We start from the raw sequence: 19,109 nt of genomic DNA, 5'->3' as shown, positions 1-19,109 counted from the left end.
CGTAATGAATCGAACGTATTTTGTGCTCTCTAAATGAAAATATGAAAATTTTTAACAATTTGTGAAAATAAAAAGAAACTCATTTTCATGAGCTTCTATATGTAAATGTTTTCAAAGTTTAAAGGAGCGATTGAATTTTGACTTTTTTCATCGTTAAATTCAATGATAACCGAGTTGAATTGAGTGGAATTTTGGCTAACTGTGAATGGTTTTTTGCTATCAAAACGCATTTTTTCATAAACTTCTTCGAAATTCGCACCAATAGCTGAATTTTCTGGACCAGTCATACCAGCATCTGTTATAAAACAAGTTCCATTTGGTAAAATCTTGTAATCATTAGTTTGAACATGAGTGTGCGTTCCACACACGGCATCTATTTTTCCATCAACATAAAGTCCAAAAACGTATTTTTCGCTTGTTGTTTCTCCATGAAAATCAACAAAATGATAATCAGCTTCGTTTTTTTCAATTAATTCGTCGATTGCATCAAAGAAATTATTCGCTACTTCTTGTTCTCAAGGTTTCATTAATTGATTAAAGGTTAACCCTAAAAGAGAAGTTACTCTTAATTTTTTGTTATTTTTAAGTAAGAAAACTAAACTTCCTACGCCTGGATAATTATTTTGAATGTTATATGGCCTAATTACATTTGAACTATCAATGAAATTATAAATATCTTGATTTGCCCAAACATGATTTCCCATTGTTAAACAATTCACACCAGCTTGCATTAATCTTTGATAATCCTCAAAGTTAAGTCCTTTGCGTCCTGTGACATTTTCTCCTTGAGCAATTACAAAATCAATCTTATGTTTTTCAATTATTTCAGGTAATAGTTTCTCTACTGTTTTGACACCAGGGAGACCAAAGATATCTCCAATAAATAAAATTCTTGTTTTAGACATATTTTAATTATATAAAAATAAAAAACCCAAGCGGGTTTTTTATCTAAAAACTTCTTAATATCCTTCTTTTGAAGTTTTTCCTTCGATTATTGCGATTGAACGGCTTGTTCCAAATCTTGTTGCGCCAGCTTCGTGCATTTTAATTAAATCATCTAAAGTCGAAATACCACCTGCTGCTTTAATTAAAAGTGAATCCCCACAAACGCTTTTCATAATTTGAACATCTTCGAGTGTCGCACCACGGTAGCTAAATCCTGTTGAAGTTTTAATAAATTCAGCTCCTGATTTCATAACAATTTCAGTTGCTTTTTTAATTTCTTCATTTGTAAGTAAAGCTGTTTCGATAATAACTTTTAAAACATGTGAACCACAAGCTTCTTTAACTTTTTTGATGTCGTTTAAAACATATTCGTAGTCACCTTGTTTAAAACGACCAATGTTAATTACCATGTCAATTTCGTCTGCACCATGGTCAATAGCTAATTTAGCTTCGTGTGCTTTAGCTTGCGTAATCATTGATCCAAGCGGAAAGCCTACAACACTAGTAATTCCTACATCTGCTCCTTTTAATTTATCTGACACATATTTTACTCATGAAGAGTTAACACAAACAGTTTTGAAGTCATACTTAATTGCTTCATCAATTAATTTATCAATTTCTTTTTGTGTTCCTTCTGGTTTTAAATATGTATGATCAATCATTTTATTGTAATTCATAATTTATTTCCTTTGGTTGTAATAGTTTTAAGTTTTATTTTAATTTATCGAGAATAATTTTGTTTTCAATTTGATTTTCGTTAATTTGATAAGCTGTTGCTAGTTCATCAACTAAATTGGAATCAATAGGATTTGAAGAGCAAAGTGTAAAAATAACATCACCTTTTTTTACTGGATCATTAGTTTTTTTGTTAAGTGTAATTCCAGCCTCAAAATCAATTGAATCCTCTTTAGTTCTTCTTCCGGCACCTAGTTTCATTGAAACTAATCCAAAAGTAAGAGCATCAAAAATTTCTAAATAACCATCTTCTAAAGCAGTAATTTCCAATTTGTGTTTTGGATTTCAGAATAAAGGATCTTGAAGAGCTTTAACATCACCGCCTTGAATTTCAACAAACTCGTAAAATTTAGCAAGTGCGCTTCCATTTGTAATCACTTCTTGTACTTTTTTAATACCTTCTTCATGTGTCTTTACAATTTGCGCTTGTTCTAAAATAGTTGCACAAGAAGAATAAACAAGTTCATTAAAATCTTGTGGACCTTTTCCTTCAAGTGTTCTAATTGCTTCTAAAACTTCATTTTTATTACCAATTTCCTTACCAATTGGTCTAGACATATTTGTAATTTCAGCTCTGACATCAACTTTTAATTCTTTTCCAATATTAATCATTGTTTGTGCTAGAGCACGAGCACTTGCAAGATCTTTCATGAAAGCACCATTACCGCATTTAACATCTAGTAAGATAGCATTTGAACCTGTTGCTAATTTTTTCGACATGATACTTGAAGCAATTAAAGGGATAGATTCAACTGTAGATGTAACATCTCTTAAAGCATAAAGTTTTTTATCAGCTGGAACAAGTTGTGCACTTTGTCCGATTACAGCAATTTTGTGTTTTTTAACTTGTTCAATAAATTCCTGTTCTGTAAGTTCAACATTAAATCCAGGGATAGATTCTAACTTATCAATTGTTCCACCAGTTTGAGCTAAACCACGACCACTCATTTTAGCAACTGGAGCACCACAAGCAGCAACGATTGGTGCAACTGCTAAAGTAGTTTTGTCTCCAATTCCTCCAGTTGAGTGTTTGTCAACTTTAATGCCCGGAATTGCACTAAGATCCATCACATCCCCAGAATGCATCATGTATTTAGTCATTGTTGCAATTTCTTTCGAGCTCATTCCGTTAAACATAACAGCCATTAAAAATGCACTCATTTGGTAATCTGGCGTTTCATTTTGAACATAAGAATTAATTAAAAACTTAATTTCTTCTTGTGAAAGTTCATGATTCAAACGTTTTTTTTCAATTAAATCTACTACACGCATATTATTTTGCTAAATTTAAAGCAATCTCCATCATTTTTGTAAAAGCTAATTGACGTTCTTCAGCAGAAGTCTCTTCATGTGTGATTAAGTTATCGCTAACAGTTAAAAGACAAGCAGCTTTTTTACCTGTCACTTCAGCGTTTGTGAATAAAGCATAAGATTCCATCTCAACTCCAATACTTTCAGAAAGTCTAATTCTTTCTTCAAGTGGAACTACTGAGTAAAATACATCTGAAGAGTGAATTCTACCTTCATTGATTTTAATATCGAGTTTTTTAGCTATTTGTCTAATTTCATCATTTAATTCAGGATTTGGTTTAGCTACTTGCTCATCTTTACCAAGTGCTAATCTTCTAAATGCACTTGAGTCAGCATATGCATCTTTAACTAAAACAACTTCGTAAAGCCCAAGATCTTTTTGGTAAGAACCCATTGAACCAATTCTTACAATACGATCTACATCATAAAATTTAAAAAGTTCGTATGAATAAATTCCAATTGAAGGACATCCCATACCACTTCCTGCAATTGTAATAGGTTTTCCTTTGTAAGTACCTGTATACATAAACATATTTCTAACTGTATTTACTAATTTAAAACCAGGATCTAAATATGTTTCAGCAATAAATTTCGCTCTAAGCGGGTCTCCTGGCATAATAACTGTTTTGGCAATTTCGCCTTTTTTTGCATGTATGTGTGGTGTCATTTTTTCCTCCTCAAATTTTAAATAAAATGTAACACTAATAATTTTGGACTAATTGTATCTTACGTTTAATATAGTCAAATAAATTTTAACATTTTCGCCTTCTTTTTTGTCTATTTCTATCTTTTTCATATATATTTTCATAGTTTCAAATGGTGCAAAAAAACAAAAAAACATAGAAATTTCTCTCTATGTTTTAGTAAATAAAATTAAGCTAATTTTGAGTTTAATAAAGCTAAAACTTCTGATTCATTATCTAATTCGATTGCTTTATTTGCTAACTCTTTCATTTCTTTATATGAAAGTGAGTGAACAAGTTCTCTTGAAGATAAAATGCTGCTTGCAGACATTGAGAATTCATCAAGACCAAGTCCTAAAAGTAATGGAAGCGCTCTACTATCTCCAGCCATTTCTCCACACATTCCTGCTCATTTTCCGTGTTTGTGTGCTCCATCGATTACCATTTTAATCAATCTTAAAATCGAAGGGTTAAGTGGCTGATAAAGATATGAAATATTTTCATTCATACGGTCAGCTGCCATTGAGTATTGAATTAAGTCATTTGTTCCAATTGAAACGAAATCTGCATATTTACAGAATTGATCTGAAAGAACAGCTGCTGCAGGGGTTTCCATCATAAGTCCAACTTCAATTTCATTTGCAGGAGCTACATTTGGGTAATCACGCACAACTTCTTCGTGTGCTTCTAAATACATCTTTTTAGCTTCTAAAAATTCTGGGACATTAGTAATCATTGGGAACATGATAGCAACTTTACCAAATTCACTTGCACGAATTAAAGCTCTTAATTGAGTTTTGAAAATTTCTGGATTTTGTAAACAAAATCTAATAGCTCTATATCCTAAAAATGGGTTTAATTCTTCTGGGAATTTAAAGTATTTTAAAGTTTTGTCTCCACCAATGTCTAGTGTACGAATAACAACTCTTTTACCTTGCATTCCTTCAACAACTTTTTTGTAAGCTTCAAATTGTTCTTCTTCTGTTGGTCAGTGATCATTATCCATGTAAAGAAATTCTGATCTAAATAACCCAACTGCTTCACCGTCATTTTCAAGCACAGAGTCAAGATCTTTTGGTGTTCCAATATTTGCAGCAAGTTCAACATGGTGACCATCTGTTGTTTTAGATGCTGCACCTTTTAGTGTTTGAAGTTTTGTTAAGTAGTCTCTATATTCTTGTTCTGCTTTTTCGTATTTAGCAATTTCTTGTTCTGTAGGGTTTGTAATAACTTCACCTAAACTTCCGTTTAATGCAATTAATTCGTCATTTTTTACATGCTCAGTAATATTATTTGTACCAACTACTGATGGAATTCCTAGACTACGTGCCATAATAGCTGTATGAGATGTTGGTCCACCGATGTTTGTTACAAATCCTTTTACATATTTTTTATTAAGTTGGACAGTTTGACTAGGACTAAGATCTTCAGCAACAATAACAACTTCATGATCGATATTAGCTAAATCTGGTTCTTCAATTCCATTAATAGCAAAAAGTAACTTTTTAAGGACATCTTTAATATCGGCCGCTCTTTCTTTGAAGTATTCATCTTCCATTGCTAAAAACATATTAGCAAATTGTTCATAACAACTTTTAGCAGCATATTCTGCTGTGTGTTTATTATTTTGAATATCTGCTGTAATTTGTGAAATAGCTGCAGGGTCATTTACAATTAACATATGTGCATCAAAAATAGCTGCATGCTCTTCTGAATCAGCTAATTTTTTAGTATCTTCAAGTTTTTGTAAAACTTTAGCTCTTGCTGACTCATATGTTTTTAATTCTTGTTCTATATCTTGTGCATCTTTTGTGATTTCTACTGGTAGTTCTTCAATTTTGAAAACTTTAGCAATAGCTACACCCTTTGATGCTCCTATACCTTTTATAAGCATAATAATTCTCCTTAATATTCTGAGTATAATTAAATTAATTTTAATTCTTTATATAAGTTTTTTACAAATCAAAACTAACCCGAAAAATAAAATATGAAAATATTTCCCTTTTTATTTTAGAAAAATAAAATCGCAAACGCGATTTTATCTTTTAGATTTGTTATACGGAATTCCCGCTGCTGCTGGTCCTGATGAATTTTTACTTGTAAATAACATAATAATCAATGTAATCAAGTAAGGTAGAATTGAAAGTAAATCTTTGTATGGTCTAAATCCAGAACCAAAAAGACTAATACCACAGAACGAGAATGAAAGTAAAACAGAGAAGAATAAAGCAACAACAACCGATAAACTAACTCTTCATTTTGCAGTAATCATAATTGCTAAAGCAATATATCCTAAACCTTGAACATCCTTATTTACACTAAAGGCTCCAATATTAAATTGAGAATATAAAGCACCTGCAAAACCTGCAATAAATCCAGCTAATAAAACAGCTTCTCATTTAATTTTATTAACATTAATACCAGCTACATCAGCAGCTTGGGGGTTTTCGCCAATTGATCTAAAACGAAGTCCTCATCTGGTTTTTCGAAGTGCAAATCATGAAGCAAAGATGATAATAACTGTTGCAAAAAACTTAAATGAAATGATGTTTTTTCATGATGTTTCAGTTCCAAGAGCAAGTTCCTTAATATTAAATGAAAGAGCAATTCCTGATTCTTGAACTTTTAATAAGATAAGTACAAGAACAGAGACAATACCAATACTTAAAACATTAATCGCAAAACCTGAAATTGTTTGTTCAGATTTTAATTTAATGGTTGCAAAACCAAATAGAAGCGCAAATAAACTTGTTAACCCTCCTGCTAGAATGGTTAATCAAATTTGATGTCATGAACTTGAAAAATCAGGAAATAGTTTTTGGACAAAAACGTTAATAGCAGCATACATAATTGCCCCAAAAACCATGAAACCATTGATCGCGATGTTAACAATTCCTGCTCTTTCTGAAAAGATACCTGAAATGGTTCCTAAAATCAAAATGCAAAAGAAGAAAAATGAGAATGCTAAAATTGTTTCCATGATTAATTTTCTCCTTTCACTTTTAATTTGTCTTTTTTAAATAAACGAGATGTAAATTGTGTAAAAAGTTCTTCTTTAAAAGTCTTGAATTGAGTTTTTCTTAAATAAAGAGTGTTTGAAAATTTATTTTTCTCATCTGAATAATCATTAAGTCCAAAATCAGATTTTTTCTTGAGAAACTCAAATTTACGTTTTGACATTTCATCATAAAGATCAAGAAGCTCATTTTGTGATAAAAGTTCTGATCTTTTCTTTTGTGACTTAATTAAGGCTAATTTTTCTGCCACATAAGTTTCATATTTTTTAGCTTCATGTCTAAATTTCATTTTAAGTTTCAAATTATTAAAGAACATCTTTTTAATTTTAAATTTTTCTTTTAATAAAATGGTTCAGTATTCTTTAATCATTTTTGTTCTATATTTTCAATATTCTTTTCGTGTCAATAAGTAAAGATATTTACATGAACCACGAAGAGGTTTGAAATTATATAAAATGAGCGAAAGTGCAGACATGAACACAACAATACCAGTAATAATCGAGAAAAAGTCTGGCGAAATTTTTTGCGATCCTTGTAAAAGTTGGAACGAAGCTTGACCATTATAAATTACAGCATAAAGAAGTGAAGAAATTAATACACCAATCGGATTATTGAGTGCAATTAAAGCAATAGCAATTGCTTCAAAACCAATTAAAGTCGGTGTTGGTGTTGCAGGATAATTTTTTTGCGAAAGAATAAAGAAAAAGAATCCAGCAAGTCCTGCAAGTCCACCCGAAATAGCCATAACGATAATTGTTAAAAGTTTTTCATTAATTCCAACATATTTAGAGTTAGTTTTATTTAAACCAACCATTTTCATTTTATATCCAATTGTTGTATTTGAATATAAGAATCAAAATCCAATTGCTAAAATAGCTAAAACAACCATACCCATTGCAATGAATAATGTCTTTTGACCAGTTGTAAGTAAAATTCTAGATGTTCCTTGTACTGTACCTAAAAAAGCATCAAGGTCTGGAAAATCAGAAGGTAGAAGTGTAAAGTTTGAACGTGTAAATAATCAAACTCCAACATATGTAACTATTCAGTTTAAGAAAATAGTAGTAATAACTTCATGTACATTAAAATAAGCTTTTAAAAATCCTGCAAATCCCCCAAGTAACATTGATACTAGGAAAAAGACGAAGAACATTCCGAAAAGATAACTTGTCGAAACCTCATCGAAGTTCGTACGACCAATGATAAGAAATAGGAAGAATAAGATAGCAGGTAATTGCATTTGTCCTGAGATACCAATATTAAATAAACCAGATTTAAACGCAATTGCTACTGCCATACCAGCAAAACCAAAAACAAGGAAGTATGTGTATAAGCTTTCTCTTAAGTTTCCATCTGGTTGCAATGCAAATTTAAACAAATTGATAATGAACGAAAAAGGATTAGCCGGGTTGTCTCCTGTTAAGGTAATAATTCAGTAAATAATCGATGCAGTTAGAAAACCAATAGCAACCGCTCAAACTGAAGAATACACTTTTCTTCTTGTGTTAACGCGATCATCAAACATTAAGAATTTTTTAAGTCTTGTTAAAAAAGATGTTTGTGTTTCTTTTTTAGTCATTATTACCCTCCTCTTTTGTAATTTGAACAGATTCGGAATTTGTTTTATCACGAGCCATGTAAACACCTATTTCTGTTCTAGTTAAGTTTTTAGCTTCTTTCACCATTAAGATTTCACCTGAATTAATTACTGCGATTTTATCAGCTAAAGCTAAAACTTCATCCAGTTCATATGAAATTAGTAAAATTGCTTTCCCAGCTTCTTTTTCAGCCAAAATTCTTTGGTGAATATTATTAATTGCCCCAACATCTAAGCCACGTGTTGGTTGCACAATTAAAATAAAGTCGTGAGGCGAATTCATTTCTCTACCAACTATAAATTTTTGTTGGTTACCACCAGATAGTGATCTAGAAATTGAAAGTCCTCTTCTTGCGCCACGAACATCATATTTTTCAATAATTTCATTTGTTTCTTGCTGGATGTTATTGTTTTTAAGAAATGTAAATTTCTGATATTTTTTGTCTCAAAGACGTCTTAAAATTGAATTTAATTTAATGTTATAATCAAGTACTAATCCATGTTTATGTCTATCAGATGGAATGAATGAAAATCCTAATTTTGATACATCATAAACTCCATAATCTGAAAGACGAATGAAACTCGAATCAGTTTCCTCTTGATTTTTATTACCTTCTTTCGCTTTCTTTGCGTTAATTTTTTGTTTAATCTTTCTAATTAAATGAAATTTTCCATCTAAGCCTAAAAAGAGGAATAATAAAGCAAGAAAACAAGAAATTCCACCATAAATTTTTAAAATAGCTCCTGTGTCGCTCCGTTCTGATGGAATAGCAAAGAAGATAATTGTAAGCACTAAAAGTAAAGCAAATAAACCAAAGAATAAAATGATTTTATTTTGTTTTTCTTTGCTTAATTTTTTGTATCTTTCATCAATTAAAGTTGTTTTTTTGTATTCAATGCTTCCTGAAACAATTGGTTTCATTCCGCTAATTGCATACTCTAAATCTCTTTGACCATTACCTTCAATACCAGCAATTGCCATAATTTCGCCAGATTTAATTTCGAGCGAAATGTTTTTAATTGATTTCTCTCCTTTTGTAGAGACATTTGATAATTTTAAAATAACTTTATTTTGTGATGTATCAGTATATTTATTTCTGATATTTTCAACTTCACCACCAACCATACGAGATGCCATCTCTTCAATTGATACTTCAGATACTTTAAAATTACCTACAACTTTACCGTGTCTTAAGATTGTTGCGTTATCTGCAACTTCTTTAATTTCTCCAAGTTTATGCGAAATAAAAACAATTGTTTTACCTTGTTCTCTAAAAAGTTTAAAAGTATGAAGTAAACCTTGAATTTCTTCATCTGTTAAAACAGCTGTTGGTTCATCGAAAATTAAGATTTCCGAATCACGGTAAAGCATTTTCATAATTTCCACTTTTTGTTGCACACCAACAGTTTCTTTACCTGTAATTTGGTTTAAATCAAAATGTAAGTTGAAAGCGTTTTGAATTGTTTGGATTTTTTGAATAGCATGGCTATAGTCAATCATTCTGGTTGCTTTATTGTAATTTTCTTCACCTAAAACAATGTTTTCTAAATTAGTATAAACATCTACTAATTTAAAGTGTTGGTGAACCATTCCAATTCCTAAAGCATTAGCATCATTAGGTCCTTTAATAAGAACTTCTTTATTGTTAATTTTAATAATACCTTTATCTGGTTGATAAAGACCAAATAAAATTGACATTAAAGTACTTTTACCTGCACCATTTTCACCAATAAGCGCATGAATTTTACCTTTTTCAACTTCAAAACTAATATCTCGGTTAGCTTTTATTTCTCCAAAATACTTGGAAATATCTATAAATTCAATTGCGTTTTTTATCATAATATTTCCTTTCTTTTTGTCTTTATAAAAATAAAAATAATAGTTTTAACTATTATTTTTAGTAATGAATATTATTCATTAATTTTTGTTGCATATGCATTAAGTAAATCTTGTGGGGTTCCTGCTGTTCCATCAGGAAGTGTATCAGTATTTACCTTAGTTTTTTCTTCAGCTGATAATGCTTGGAATTTTGATAAAGCTTCAGCTAAGTGTGTATCATATTTTGTTCTAAGTTCATCATTAGCAATGTGAGATTTTGTGTAACCTGCTCATTTTTCGGCAAGTCCGTTTGTTCAACCTTTTGTAGTTTTTGTTGGCGTATCAGCGAATAAGTTTTTAGAATCGATGTTAAATTCAGAAGCTAAAATTACATCATAAACAGCTTGTGCAATATTTTTTGTAATACTTGTTAAAAATCTCTTGAATTGTTTTGAACCTTCTTGGTATGAGTAAGCTTGGTCGACATCTACTCCAATAACTGTTGCATCACTATATGTTTTATCTTTAATAAACATTTCAACTGTTGTATTGGTTGCAGGTCCAGCTACTGGTAAAACAACATTTGGTTTTTCACTTAAAACGTTAATAATTACGTTTTTCATTGCGTCGTTAGGTATAAATCCTGAATCTAAAGGAACTCCAGTTTTATTTGTTTTTACTTTTTTGTCAGGATTTGCTACATTTCAAGCTAAAAGTCCTTTTACAAATCCTCTGTTAAAGTCAGTAACACCATTGAATGGTCCTCCACCAAATGATGAAGCAATTCTTTTTTCTGGGTTGTTAGGGAAAAGATCGTTTAAATATGCACCTGTTGCATAACCAACAATTCATCCTGGTTCTGAAACTTTGAATTGAAGTGAGTAAGCATAGTTGTATACTGTCTTATCGATAGCAAAGTCAACACAAATGATTTTAACTTTAGCATCTTCTAATGCTTTTCTATTTGTTGCGTTTGCTAAATATTTTTTAATAGGGTTTTCGTGTTTAAATCCTGAAAGAATCCAAATATTTCATCCTTGAGTTCTAGCTGCATTGTATGCTCCATCATATCCTTCTTGTGATGGTTCAATGTAGTTAGTTTCACCTTTGTCACCTATTTGTTGTTTAATTACTTGTAAAGCTTCTCATGATGATTGGTTAAATGATTTATCTGTTACATGTCCTTCGTCTGTAATAAGAATCATTTTTGGTTTTCTAGTTACCTGAACATCAGATGTTAAACTATCATTTTTTTCTAATGAAGATAAAATTTTTAATTCTTTTTGTTGTTTTTTATCTTCACTACATTTCATAGCAATAGCTAACGGAGCAACACCTACAACAACAGTGCTAAGTCCTAAAATAATATTTCTTATTTTTTTCATACTAATTAATAAACTCCCAATTATTTAAAAAACTCATTTATTTGTAAATTACCTTCAATGAGCAATTTTATTATACTTTTTTTAGGATTGAGAAGTGATAAAAGAAAATAAAGTGCTTTATTTTGGAGCTTTTTCCATATTTTATTTCATTTTTATTTTTGTAAAAAATAAAAAAGAAAAGCACCTAGTTAGTGCTTTAAAAGATATTAAACTAAGTCAAGAGAAAAATTCTTAAAATAATAGCTAAAAACATAAGAGCCAGCCCTAATGTCATCATGCTATATTTTAAAAATTTCTTAAAACCTCTTTCTTTTGTTTGTTTAAAAAGTTCAAGGTCACTTGAACCAACTAATGCCCCTGAAAAACCATTTGAATCCGGAGACATAAAAAGAGAAATAATTATCGAAAGAAAGCCAATAATTATTAATAAAGAGAGAACAAATAGTTTCATATAACCTTCTTTCTTTTTTATTATTTTATAACATAAAACAAAAATCTTATTTATTTGGCAAAAATTGTTCAAGATATTTGGCAACTGCACTTTCGTCACAAGTTCAGTCTAAAATTAAATCAGCCTGTTTTTTAAGATCTTCTTGTGCATCTTTAACAGCAACTAATTTACCAATTTTACCTTTGGTAGAGGCATCATTTAATGAATCCCCAATGTGAATTGCATTTTTTGGATCAAGCCCTAAATAATTGCAAAGTCAAACTTCAGAAGTTCCTTTCGAAATACCTTTTGCCGTAATTTCCATTATATTATTGTTTTCGCCAGCTAAAGTAATTTCTAATTCATCACCAAAAAGTTTTTGTAATTCAAGATTTAATTTAGCTAACTTCTTATGCGAAAAAGGATTAATGTTTCAAACTAAAACTTTTTGCATTAAAACATCATTTTGGTACTCGCTATAGTGTTTTGCGTTTTCATTATATTTAGTCATTAATTTGCGTGTGAATCAATTATGAGTATATGAATGTTTTTGTGGCATTGAATTTAAAACTATATTCATTTTCGAATCAGCTAACTTTTTAAATAATCTAGCTCCAAGTTTAGGTTCAATAACGTATTTTTGGAGTAACTCACCATTTCTTGTAATTTCTGAACCATTTCAGGTAATGAATGTATCTAATCCTAATTTTTTTACAATTCTTTGAGTATTAGCGTTCGCACTTCTTCCAGTCGATACTACAACAGGAATAGTTTTATTGAGCTCACCAAGCACTTTACAAGTATATTCTGTTGGATCTTTGTGATATCACTTTTTAGCAGGTCCATCTAAAGTTGTTCCATCTAAGTCAATAAAAACAATTGAGGGTTTATTCATATTTTCTCCTTTAGTAGATTAGATAAAAAAATAGTAACTATTTAAGTTACTATAAATTTTACTATTTTGCTTGATTTAATTTATTAAATTTAATAGCTTTTTCAACGGCTTTTGCTTTTGCTTTGTTTTCCATATCTAAAGCTTCTAAAATTGGGACTCCAACAATATCATTATTAATAATTCCGATAGCAAGCCCACTTTTACCAGCAAGTAAATATTCAACAGCTTTCATTCCCATTAAAGTTGCTAAAATACGTTCTTGTGCAGATGGTGTTCCACCTCTTTGAATGTGGTTTAATGGATTGCAACGTGTATCTCATCCTGTGGCAGCTTGCACCATTTTTTCAAGTTCATTAATTTTGTAGCATTTTTCTGAAACAGCAATAATGATACTTCTACGTCCTTCTTGTTTTGTAAGTTCAACAGCTTTAGCAACAATTTCTTCTTCTGATAAACGATATTGACTTGTAGCAATAATTTCAGCACCTGTAGCAAGACCTGAATATAATGCAAGATCACCACACATATTACCCATAATTTCAACAATCATGATTCTTTGGTGACTCTTTGCTGTATCTCTAATTTTATCAATAGCATCTACAATTGTATTTAAGGCTGTGTCATATCCAATTGTATAATCACTTGAAGCAATGTCGTTATCAATTGTTCCAGGAAGTCCAATTGTTTTTACACCTAATTCATGTAACAATTGAGCTCCTTTATAACTTCCATCTCCTCCAATAACAACTAAAGCTTCAATTCCTCTGTTTCTAAGGTTAGCTGCAGCTACTTCTCTAATTTCTGGATTTTTGAATTCAGGAAATCTTGCAGAATAAATGAATGTTCCACCTTGGTTTAAATAACTATCCACGTCAATGTTTTTTGCACTAACAATATTGTCGTTGTATAAACCTTTATACCCTTCATAAACAAGAAAAGCTTCCAATCCATTTGCATGCGCTTGTTTTACAACAGCACGTACAGCATTATTCATTCCAGGTGCATCTCCACCTGAAGTTAAAATCGCGATTTTTCTCATATATTTTGCTCCTTTTTATAATTTTGTTTTGTTTTATTATCTAAAAATATCAATTAAATTCTTTAAAAGACAAACGACCGTCATAGGACCAACACCACCAGGAACAGGGGTCATTGCTGATGCTTTTTCTTTTGCGGTTTCGTAATCTACATCGCCGTAAAGCTCTTTTGTAAGTTCTCCATCTAAATTTGTTCCAACATCAATAACAACTGCACCGTCTTTGATATTTTCGCCTTTAATATATCTAGCAACCCCAATTGCAACAATTAAAATATCAGCATTTTCAATTCCTTTAATACCTGTATTTTCATCATATGTTGCAACATTTGCGCCCATTCTTTTGATGATGTGTGCAAGCGGCTTACCAACAAGGTGACTTCTACCTACAACACACACTTTTTTGTCTTGAACATCAATTTTGTAATGTTCCATTAATTCTAAAACAGCTCTTGCTGTTGCAGGCACAAAGTGTTTTTGTCCTGTGTCATTATATAATTTAAATTCATTTTTAGTACTAAGACCATCAACATCTTTGTCATATGGCACGGCATCTAAAATAACTTGTTTTGGAATATGAGTAGGTAGTGGAAGTTGAATAATAATTCCATCTGCATATTCATTGATTACATCCATCTTTTTTAAAAGACGATCTTGTGAAATATTTTCATTAAATTTGTGAATTAAAACTTCAATTCCGACTTCTTCACATTTTTTTCTTTTTTGTTCTACATATTTGTTTGATGCAGGATTATCTCCTACTTGCACAATAGCAAGTCTTGGTTTTCTTGGTAATTGAAGATCGATTAAGTCTTGTTTAAGTTTCTGAAGCTCTTCACGAGCTAGTTCTTTACCACTTAATATTTGCATTTTAATTCCTCCTGGTATTTCGCGAGGTCTTCTTTATATTTTTCTAACTTTGTTTTTTCTAAATTAATTTTTGCTTCTGGCGCTTTAGCTAAAAAGTTTTCGTTTGAGAGAATATTTTCTGCTCTTTTGATTTCAGCTTCAACAAAAGCAATTTTCTCAAGTAATAGTTTTTTATTTTGCTCTTTTAATTCAGCGTTTTGTAAAATGTATAAATTTTGTTCACCAAGCGAAATTAAATAATCTTTATTTTCTTTATACTCCGCAAAAGCTAAATTATTAATTGTATCAATTACATTTTGTTCTAAATTGTCATCTAAAAAGTAAAATACTTTATCTTTTTTCGATAATTTATTATCTTCACGATATTTTCGAATTTCAGTCACAATTTGAATAACTTGATCAATGAAATCTGTATCAACTTTATTTGTAAATTCTGGTCATTCATAATCTAAAAGCTCTTCATTAAAGATAGAACTAAAGATTTTATCTGTAATAAACGGCATAAAAGGATGTAAAACAATAAGAGTTTTTTTAAGAACTTCTAAAGCTCCCTTTTTAGATGGATTCGTTTTTAGAAGCTCAACATATCATCCACTAAGATCATTAAAAATGTAACGATAAATTTCTGTTCCCATAATTGCAAATTCATAATTTGACATTGTACTTTGAATTTTTTCTGAAAGATCTGATAGTTTATTTAAAATTCAATGATCAATAACAGTTATATTATTTTCATCTTCGTTCATATCTGAAATATATTTAGCAATATTTCAAAGTTTATTATTAACTCTTCAAGCACTTTCAACTTTTTCTGTTGAAAATTTAATATCAAGACCCGGTGATGTATTTGTAATTAAAAATCAACGAAGCGCATCAGATCCATACATTTCAATCATATCCATAGGATCTACACCATTATTTAATGATTTTGACATTTTCCGCCCTTGACTATCACGAATAAGTCCGTGTAGAAGTAAATCATTAAATGGTTTTTTCTTCATAAACTCTAGTCCAAAAAGGTACATTCGAGCAATTCAAAAGAAAATTAAATCATATCCAGTTACTAATAAACTATATGGATAATATCTTTCTAGATCAGGATTTTTTGTAGGTCAATTTAAGAATGTAAAAGGGGCGATCCCTGAACTAAATCAGGTATCTAAAACATCAGTGTCTTGCTCTCAACCTTCTCCTGGTGAATCGATTTGAACTTTCATTTCTCCATCTTTATATCAAGCAGGGATTCTGTGTCCTCATCATAATTGTCTCGAAATCGTTCAATCATAAACGTTTTCCATTCACTGTTCAAGTGTTGTTCTAAATCTTTTTGGATAAAATTCAACACCATGTCCAGAATTTAAATCCTCTAAAATTAAATTTTTAAAATGATCCATTTTCACAAATCATTGTGGTAAGACTAAAGTTTCAACAACGGTTTTACTACGCTCACTATAACCAACATTTGAAGTTGTGAGTTCTTCTTTTTCAAGAAGATCATTTTCTTTTAAATATTGAGCGATTTTCTCACGTGCTTTAAATCTTTCAAGCTTATCAAAAAGACTTCCAGGAGCATTGATGTATCCTTCTTTGTCAATTGTCTCTATAATTTCTAAATTTCTTTTTTGAATAATATCAATGTCAACTTCTGCGTGTGCACTTAACTTCATTACACCTGTTCCAAAAGCAGGATCTACATAATCATCTTCGATAATCGGTAAAACTTTTTTTGTTAAAGGGTGAATAATATTTTGTCCCACATATTTTTTATATCTATCATCTTGTGGAGAAACAACAACAGCAACATCACTTAATAAAGTTTCTGTTCTAACAGTAGCTACAACTAGATAATCATTTGAATTTTCTAAAAAATATTTAATGTAGTACATTTTTTGTTCAGTTGGCTCATTATTTACTTCAATGTTTGAAAGCGCTGTTTGCAATTTAACATCTCAATTAATTGCTCTTACACCTTTATAAATAAATCCTTTGTTGTATAAATCAACAAAAACTTTAAGCACAGCTTCATTAGCTGCTGAATCTAAAGTAAATCTTTCATATTGATAATCTAAAGCAAGTCCTAATGTAGCTCATTGTTTTCTAAAAAAACCAGCATAAATATCTTTTCATTCTCAAATTTTATCCAAGAATTTTTCTCTACCTAGATCATGACGTGTAAGGCCTTCTTTTTTATAAAGTTCATCTTCAACCTTGCTTTGTGTCGCTATACCAGCATGATCCATTCCTGGAAGTCAAAGCACATCATAACCATTTAGTTTTTTGAAACGAATGATTGTGTCTTGAATGTAAGCATCAAGAGCATGCCCTAGATGCAATTTACCTGTAACATTTGGAGGTGGGAGTAATATTGAAAAAGGTTTCTTTCTAACATCATGTGTCATAAAAAACTTTTTCGCAACCCATTTTTGTTCAATACCTTGTTCAACCTCTTTATGGTTGTAAGTTTTATTCATAAAAACTCCTTTAAAATTCGACCAGTTATAAGTTATATTTAAATTATATTATTTATTTTCGTTTTTAAAAATGACGCTTAATGCTTTCATATAGTGCTCATTACAAAAATTTACAAGAGAATCTTTTTTATATCTATTTGTTGGCACAAATAAATTTTTTATTTTATAATTTATTTTATGTGTAAAAAAACAAAATTTGGCTTCATCGGGACAGGAGCATGAAGTAGCGCTCTTGCAAATGTTTTAAGTCACAATGATTATCAATCGATGCTTTATGGAATTGACCAAAACGAGATCCAAGACATTGCTAAAGGTTTTAATACCAAATACTTTAGTTCACGAGAATTTTTTAACCATGAAAATATTTTTGTTACAAACAAACTTTCTGAACTTATTAAATTTTCAGATGTTATTGTTTTAGGTATACCATCACAATTTGTTCAAAGTGTTCTCAAAGAATTGCAAAATGAGCTAAAATACAAAAAAATTGACCTAATTAATCTTTCAAAAGGGTTTGAGCCAAATTCAGAAAAACCTTTTTCTGAATTTATCAAGAAAAAGTTCAAACGTAACCTAAAGAATTTAGCAACATTTATCGGACCTTCTTTTGCTGTTGAAGTGTTTAATGAGCAATTTACAACAATTAACGTTGTTGGCGAAAACGTTGAATACATAAATTCACTCACCAAAGCATTTAATAACAACTTCTTCAATTTAGTACCAGAACAAAATGAAGTTGGTGCAGAAATCTTTGCAGCAATTAAAAATGTTCTTGCAATTGGTATGGGTATCATTTCAATTATTTATGAATCAATTAATACAAATGCCGCTTTATTAACAATGGGAATTCAAGAAATTTCCAAAATTGTTAAAGAACTAAATCCTAATGTTAATAATTCCGAAGTTGCTATGTCGTTTGCAGGAATTGGAGATGTTTTTTTAACTTGCTCATCAACTAAAAGTCGTAATTATCGTTTTGGTCAGCAAATTGCTGAAATTGGTCTTGAAAAAACACTTGAAGAAAATTCAAGGACAGTCGAAGGGATCGAAACAGCGAAAACGCTTGCTAAAATTTTGAAAAAACATGATATCGATGTTCCTTTTCTAAAAAATATTTTAAGTATAATTTCTGGACAAAAAAATCCTTTAAAAATTTTAGATTTTATCAAAAATTAATTTTCAAAAAGTCGCAAAATTAACTAAAAATTTCGGTTAATTTCGTGACTTTTTTTTACAATTATTATGATCAAACTATAAGGAGAAAATACATATCAAAAAATTTAAAAAACTTTTACCAATTTATTTTAGGAGCTGCTACTATACAATTAATGATGCTTAGTGCATCTTGTTCTTCAAAGCAAGGACACACAAGAACCTAATAATGTAAGTGGAAGTGGTATTGTAAATATTAATAGTACTTCTCCATCTACACCAATAACAAGAGTATATGTAAGACATGGACTTTGAAGAGAGGGTGACTTTTATGTTGCAAATAATGGTGCACGGTTCTCTATTAAAACGCATCAAATTAATATTTTTGAACTTGATGAAAAACAATTAGAATGATACTTAGAAGATAGAAAAGATACATTTAAAAATTGACTAAAAGAAACATATACTGAATTATTACAAGTTATAGAACTAGCAAAAGAAGCGTACCTTGAACATTTAGAAGATAATAATTTAGAAATTGACGAAGAAAGCTACCATTTTAAAGCTATTTCTATGTTCCGCAGAGCACTTCTTACAAATGAAGAATGTCCATATAACCCTATGTTAAAATATAGAGACTACTTTTTAGATGATAAGTAGATGCTTATTTAACACTTGATATGATAAGAGAATATAATAGTTTTATTCAATTTCTCTAAAGACGTACAAAAGAAATTATCGATGGTGGACGTAACGTTTCTTA

16 protein-coding genes are annotated in these 19,109 nt (G+C 30.2%); 2 read left to right on the top strand and 14 right to left on the bottom strand.

From position 1 onward, the window contains the following. Nucleotides 1–95 precede the first annotated feature (95 nt). The 14 genes from EXC46_RS00725 to EXC46_RS00660 form a co-directional block, all read right to left on the bottom strand. Nucleotides 96–905: a TIGR00282 family metallophosphoesterase gene (locus tag EXC46_RS00725; RefSeq protein WP_027333639.1), complete on the bottom strand. Its 810-nt coding sequence runs from the start codon at nt 903–905 to the stop codon at nt 96–98. 54 nt (nt 906–959) lie between these two features. Then, nucleotides 960–1,622 (bottom strand): deoxyribose-phosphate aldolase, encoded by a 663-nt coding sequence (deoC, locus tag EXC46_RS00720; RefSeq protein ID WP_027333638.1) that lies wholly within the window; start codon nt 1,620–1,622, stop codon nt 960–962. 34 nt (nt 1,623–1,656) lie between these two features. After that, the gene (locus tag EXC46_RS00715; protein ID WP_027333637.1) at nt 1,657–2,952 is read right to left on the bottom strand and encodes a pyrimidine-nucleoside phosphorylase; all 1,296 of its coding nucleotides are present in this window, start codon (nt 2,950–2,952) and stop codon (nt 1,657–1,659) included. Between the two features lies 1 nt (nt 2,953). Then, entirely contained in the window at nt 2,954–3,658 is a 705-nt protein-coding gene (deoD, locus tag EXC46_RS00710; RefSeq protein WP_027333636.1) for a purine-nucleoside phosphorylase, read from the bottom strand. A gap of 206 nt (nt 3,659–3,864) precedes the next feature. Then, the gene (gene ptsP, locus EXC46_RS00705) at nt 3,865–5,568 is read right to left on the bottom strand and encodes a phosphoenolpyruvate--protein phosphotransferase (protein WP_027333635.1); all 1,704 of its coding nucleotides are present in this window, start codon (nt 5,566–5,568) and stop codon (nt 3,865–3,867) included. A gap of 144 nt (nt 5,569–5,712) precedes the next feature. Beyond that, nucleotides 5,713–6,654, bottom strand: a complete 942-nt coding sequence (locus EXC46_RS00700; RefSeq protein ID WP_129622108.1) for an ABC transporter permease — start codon at nt 6,652–6,654, stop codon at nt 5,713–5,715. Between the two features lie 2 nt (nt 6,655–6,656). Continuing rightward, nucleotides 6,657–8,270: an ABC transporter permease gene (locus tag EXC46_RS00695; protein WP_044888897.1), complete on the bottom strand. Its 1,614-nt coding sequence runs from the start codon at nt 8,268–8,270 to the stop codon at nt 6,657–6,659. Further along, the gene (locus EXC46_RS00690; RefSeq protein WP_044888896.1) at nt 8,263–10,128 is read right to left on the bottom strand and encodes an ABC transporter ATP-binding protein; all 1,866 of its coding nucleotides are present in this window, start codon (nt 10,126–10,128) and stop codon (nt 8,263–8,265) included. The genes EXC46_RS00695 and EXC46_RS00690 overlap by 8 nt, the downstream gene beginning before the upstream one ends. A gap of 71 nt (nt 10,129–10,199) precedes the next feature. Continuing rightward, a complete protein-coding gene (locus EXC46_RS00685; protein ID WP_052353015.1) occupies nt 10,200–11,492 on the bottom strand; it encodes a BMP family ABC transporter substrate-binding protein in 1,293 nt (430 codons plus the stop codon). A 211-nt stretch (nt 11,493–11,703) separates the two neighbouring features. Then, a complete protein-coding gene (secG, locus tag EXC46_RS00680) occupies nt 11,704–11,943 on the bottom strand; it encodes a preprotein translocase subunit SecG (protein WP_027333632.1) in 240 nt (79 codons plus the stop codon). Nucleotides 11,944–11,989: 46 nt separating this feature from the next. Beyond that, nucleotides 11,990–12,817 (bottom strand): HAD-IIB family hydrolase, encoded by an 828-nt coding sequence (locus EXC46_RS00675; RefSeq protein ID WP_044888895.1) that lies wholly within the window; start codon nt 12,815–12,817, stop codon nt 11,990–11,992. A gap of 61 nt (nt 12,818–12,878) precedes the next feature. Then, the gene (gene pfkA, locus EXC46_RS00670) at nt 12,879–13,856 is read right to left on the bottom strand and encodes a 6-phosphofructokinase (protein WP_027333631.1); all 978 of its coding nucleotides are present in this window, start codon (nt 13,854–13,856) and stop codon (nt 12,879–12,881) included. A 36-nt stretch (nt 13,857–13,892) separates the two neighbouring features. After that, nucleotides 13,893–14,723, bottom strand: coding sequence for a bifunctional 5,10-methylenetetrahydrofolate dehydrogenase/5,10-methenyltetrahydrofolate cyclohydrolase (locus tag EXC46_RS00665; RefSeq protein ID WP_027333630.1), 831 nt, complete (start codon nt 14,721–14,723; stop codon nt 13,893–13,895). After that, nucleotides 14,711–17,194, bottom strand: a complete 2,484-nt coding sequence (locus tag EXC46_RS00660) for a valine--tRNA ligase (RefSeq protein ID WP_027333629.1) — start codon at nt 17,192–17,194, stop codon at nt 14,711–14,713. The genes EXC46_RS00665 and EXC46_RS00660 overlap by 13 nt, the downstream gene beginning before the upstream one ends. A gap of 177 nt (nt 17,195–17,371) precedes the next feature. Between EXC46_RS00660 and EXC46_RS00655 the strand changes: the two genes are divergently transcribed. Next, nucleotides 17,372–18,370 (top strand): NAD(P)H-dependent glycerol-3-phosphate dehydrogenase, encoded by a 999-nt coding sequence (locus tag EXC46_RS00655; protein WP_027333628.1) that lies wholly within the window; start codon nt 17,372–17,374, stop codon nt 18,368–18,370. A gap of 162 nt (nt 18,371–18,532) precedes the next feature. Next, nucleotides 18,533–19,006 (top strand): hypothetical protein, encoded by a 474-nt coding sequence (locus EXC46_RS00650; RefSeq protein ID WP_027333627.1) that lies wholly within the window; start codon nt 18,533–18,535, stop codon nt 19,004–19,006. Nucleotides 19,007–19,109 lie beyond the last annotated feature (103 nt).

Source organism: Mycoplasmopsis glycophila (assembly GCF_900660605.1).
Lineage (GTDB): Bacteria > Bacillota_I > Bacilli_A > Mycoplasmatales > Metamycoplasmataceae > Mycoplasmopsis > Mycoplasmopsis glycophila.
The sequence above is the reverse complement of the archived record's forward strand: the minus strand, read 5'-3'. Positions and strand labels throughout refer to the sequence as shown.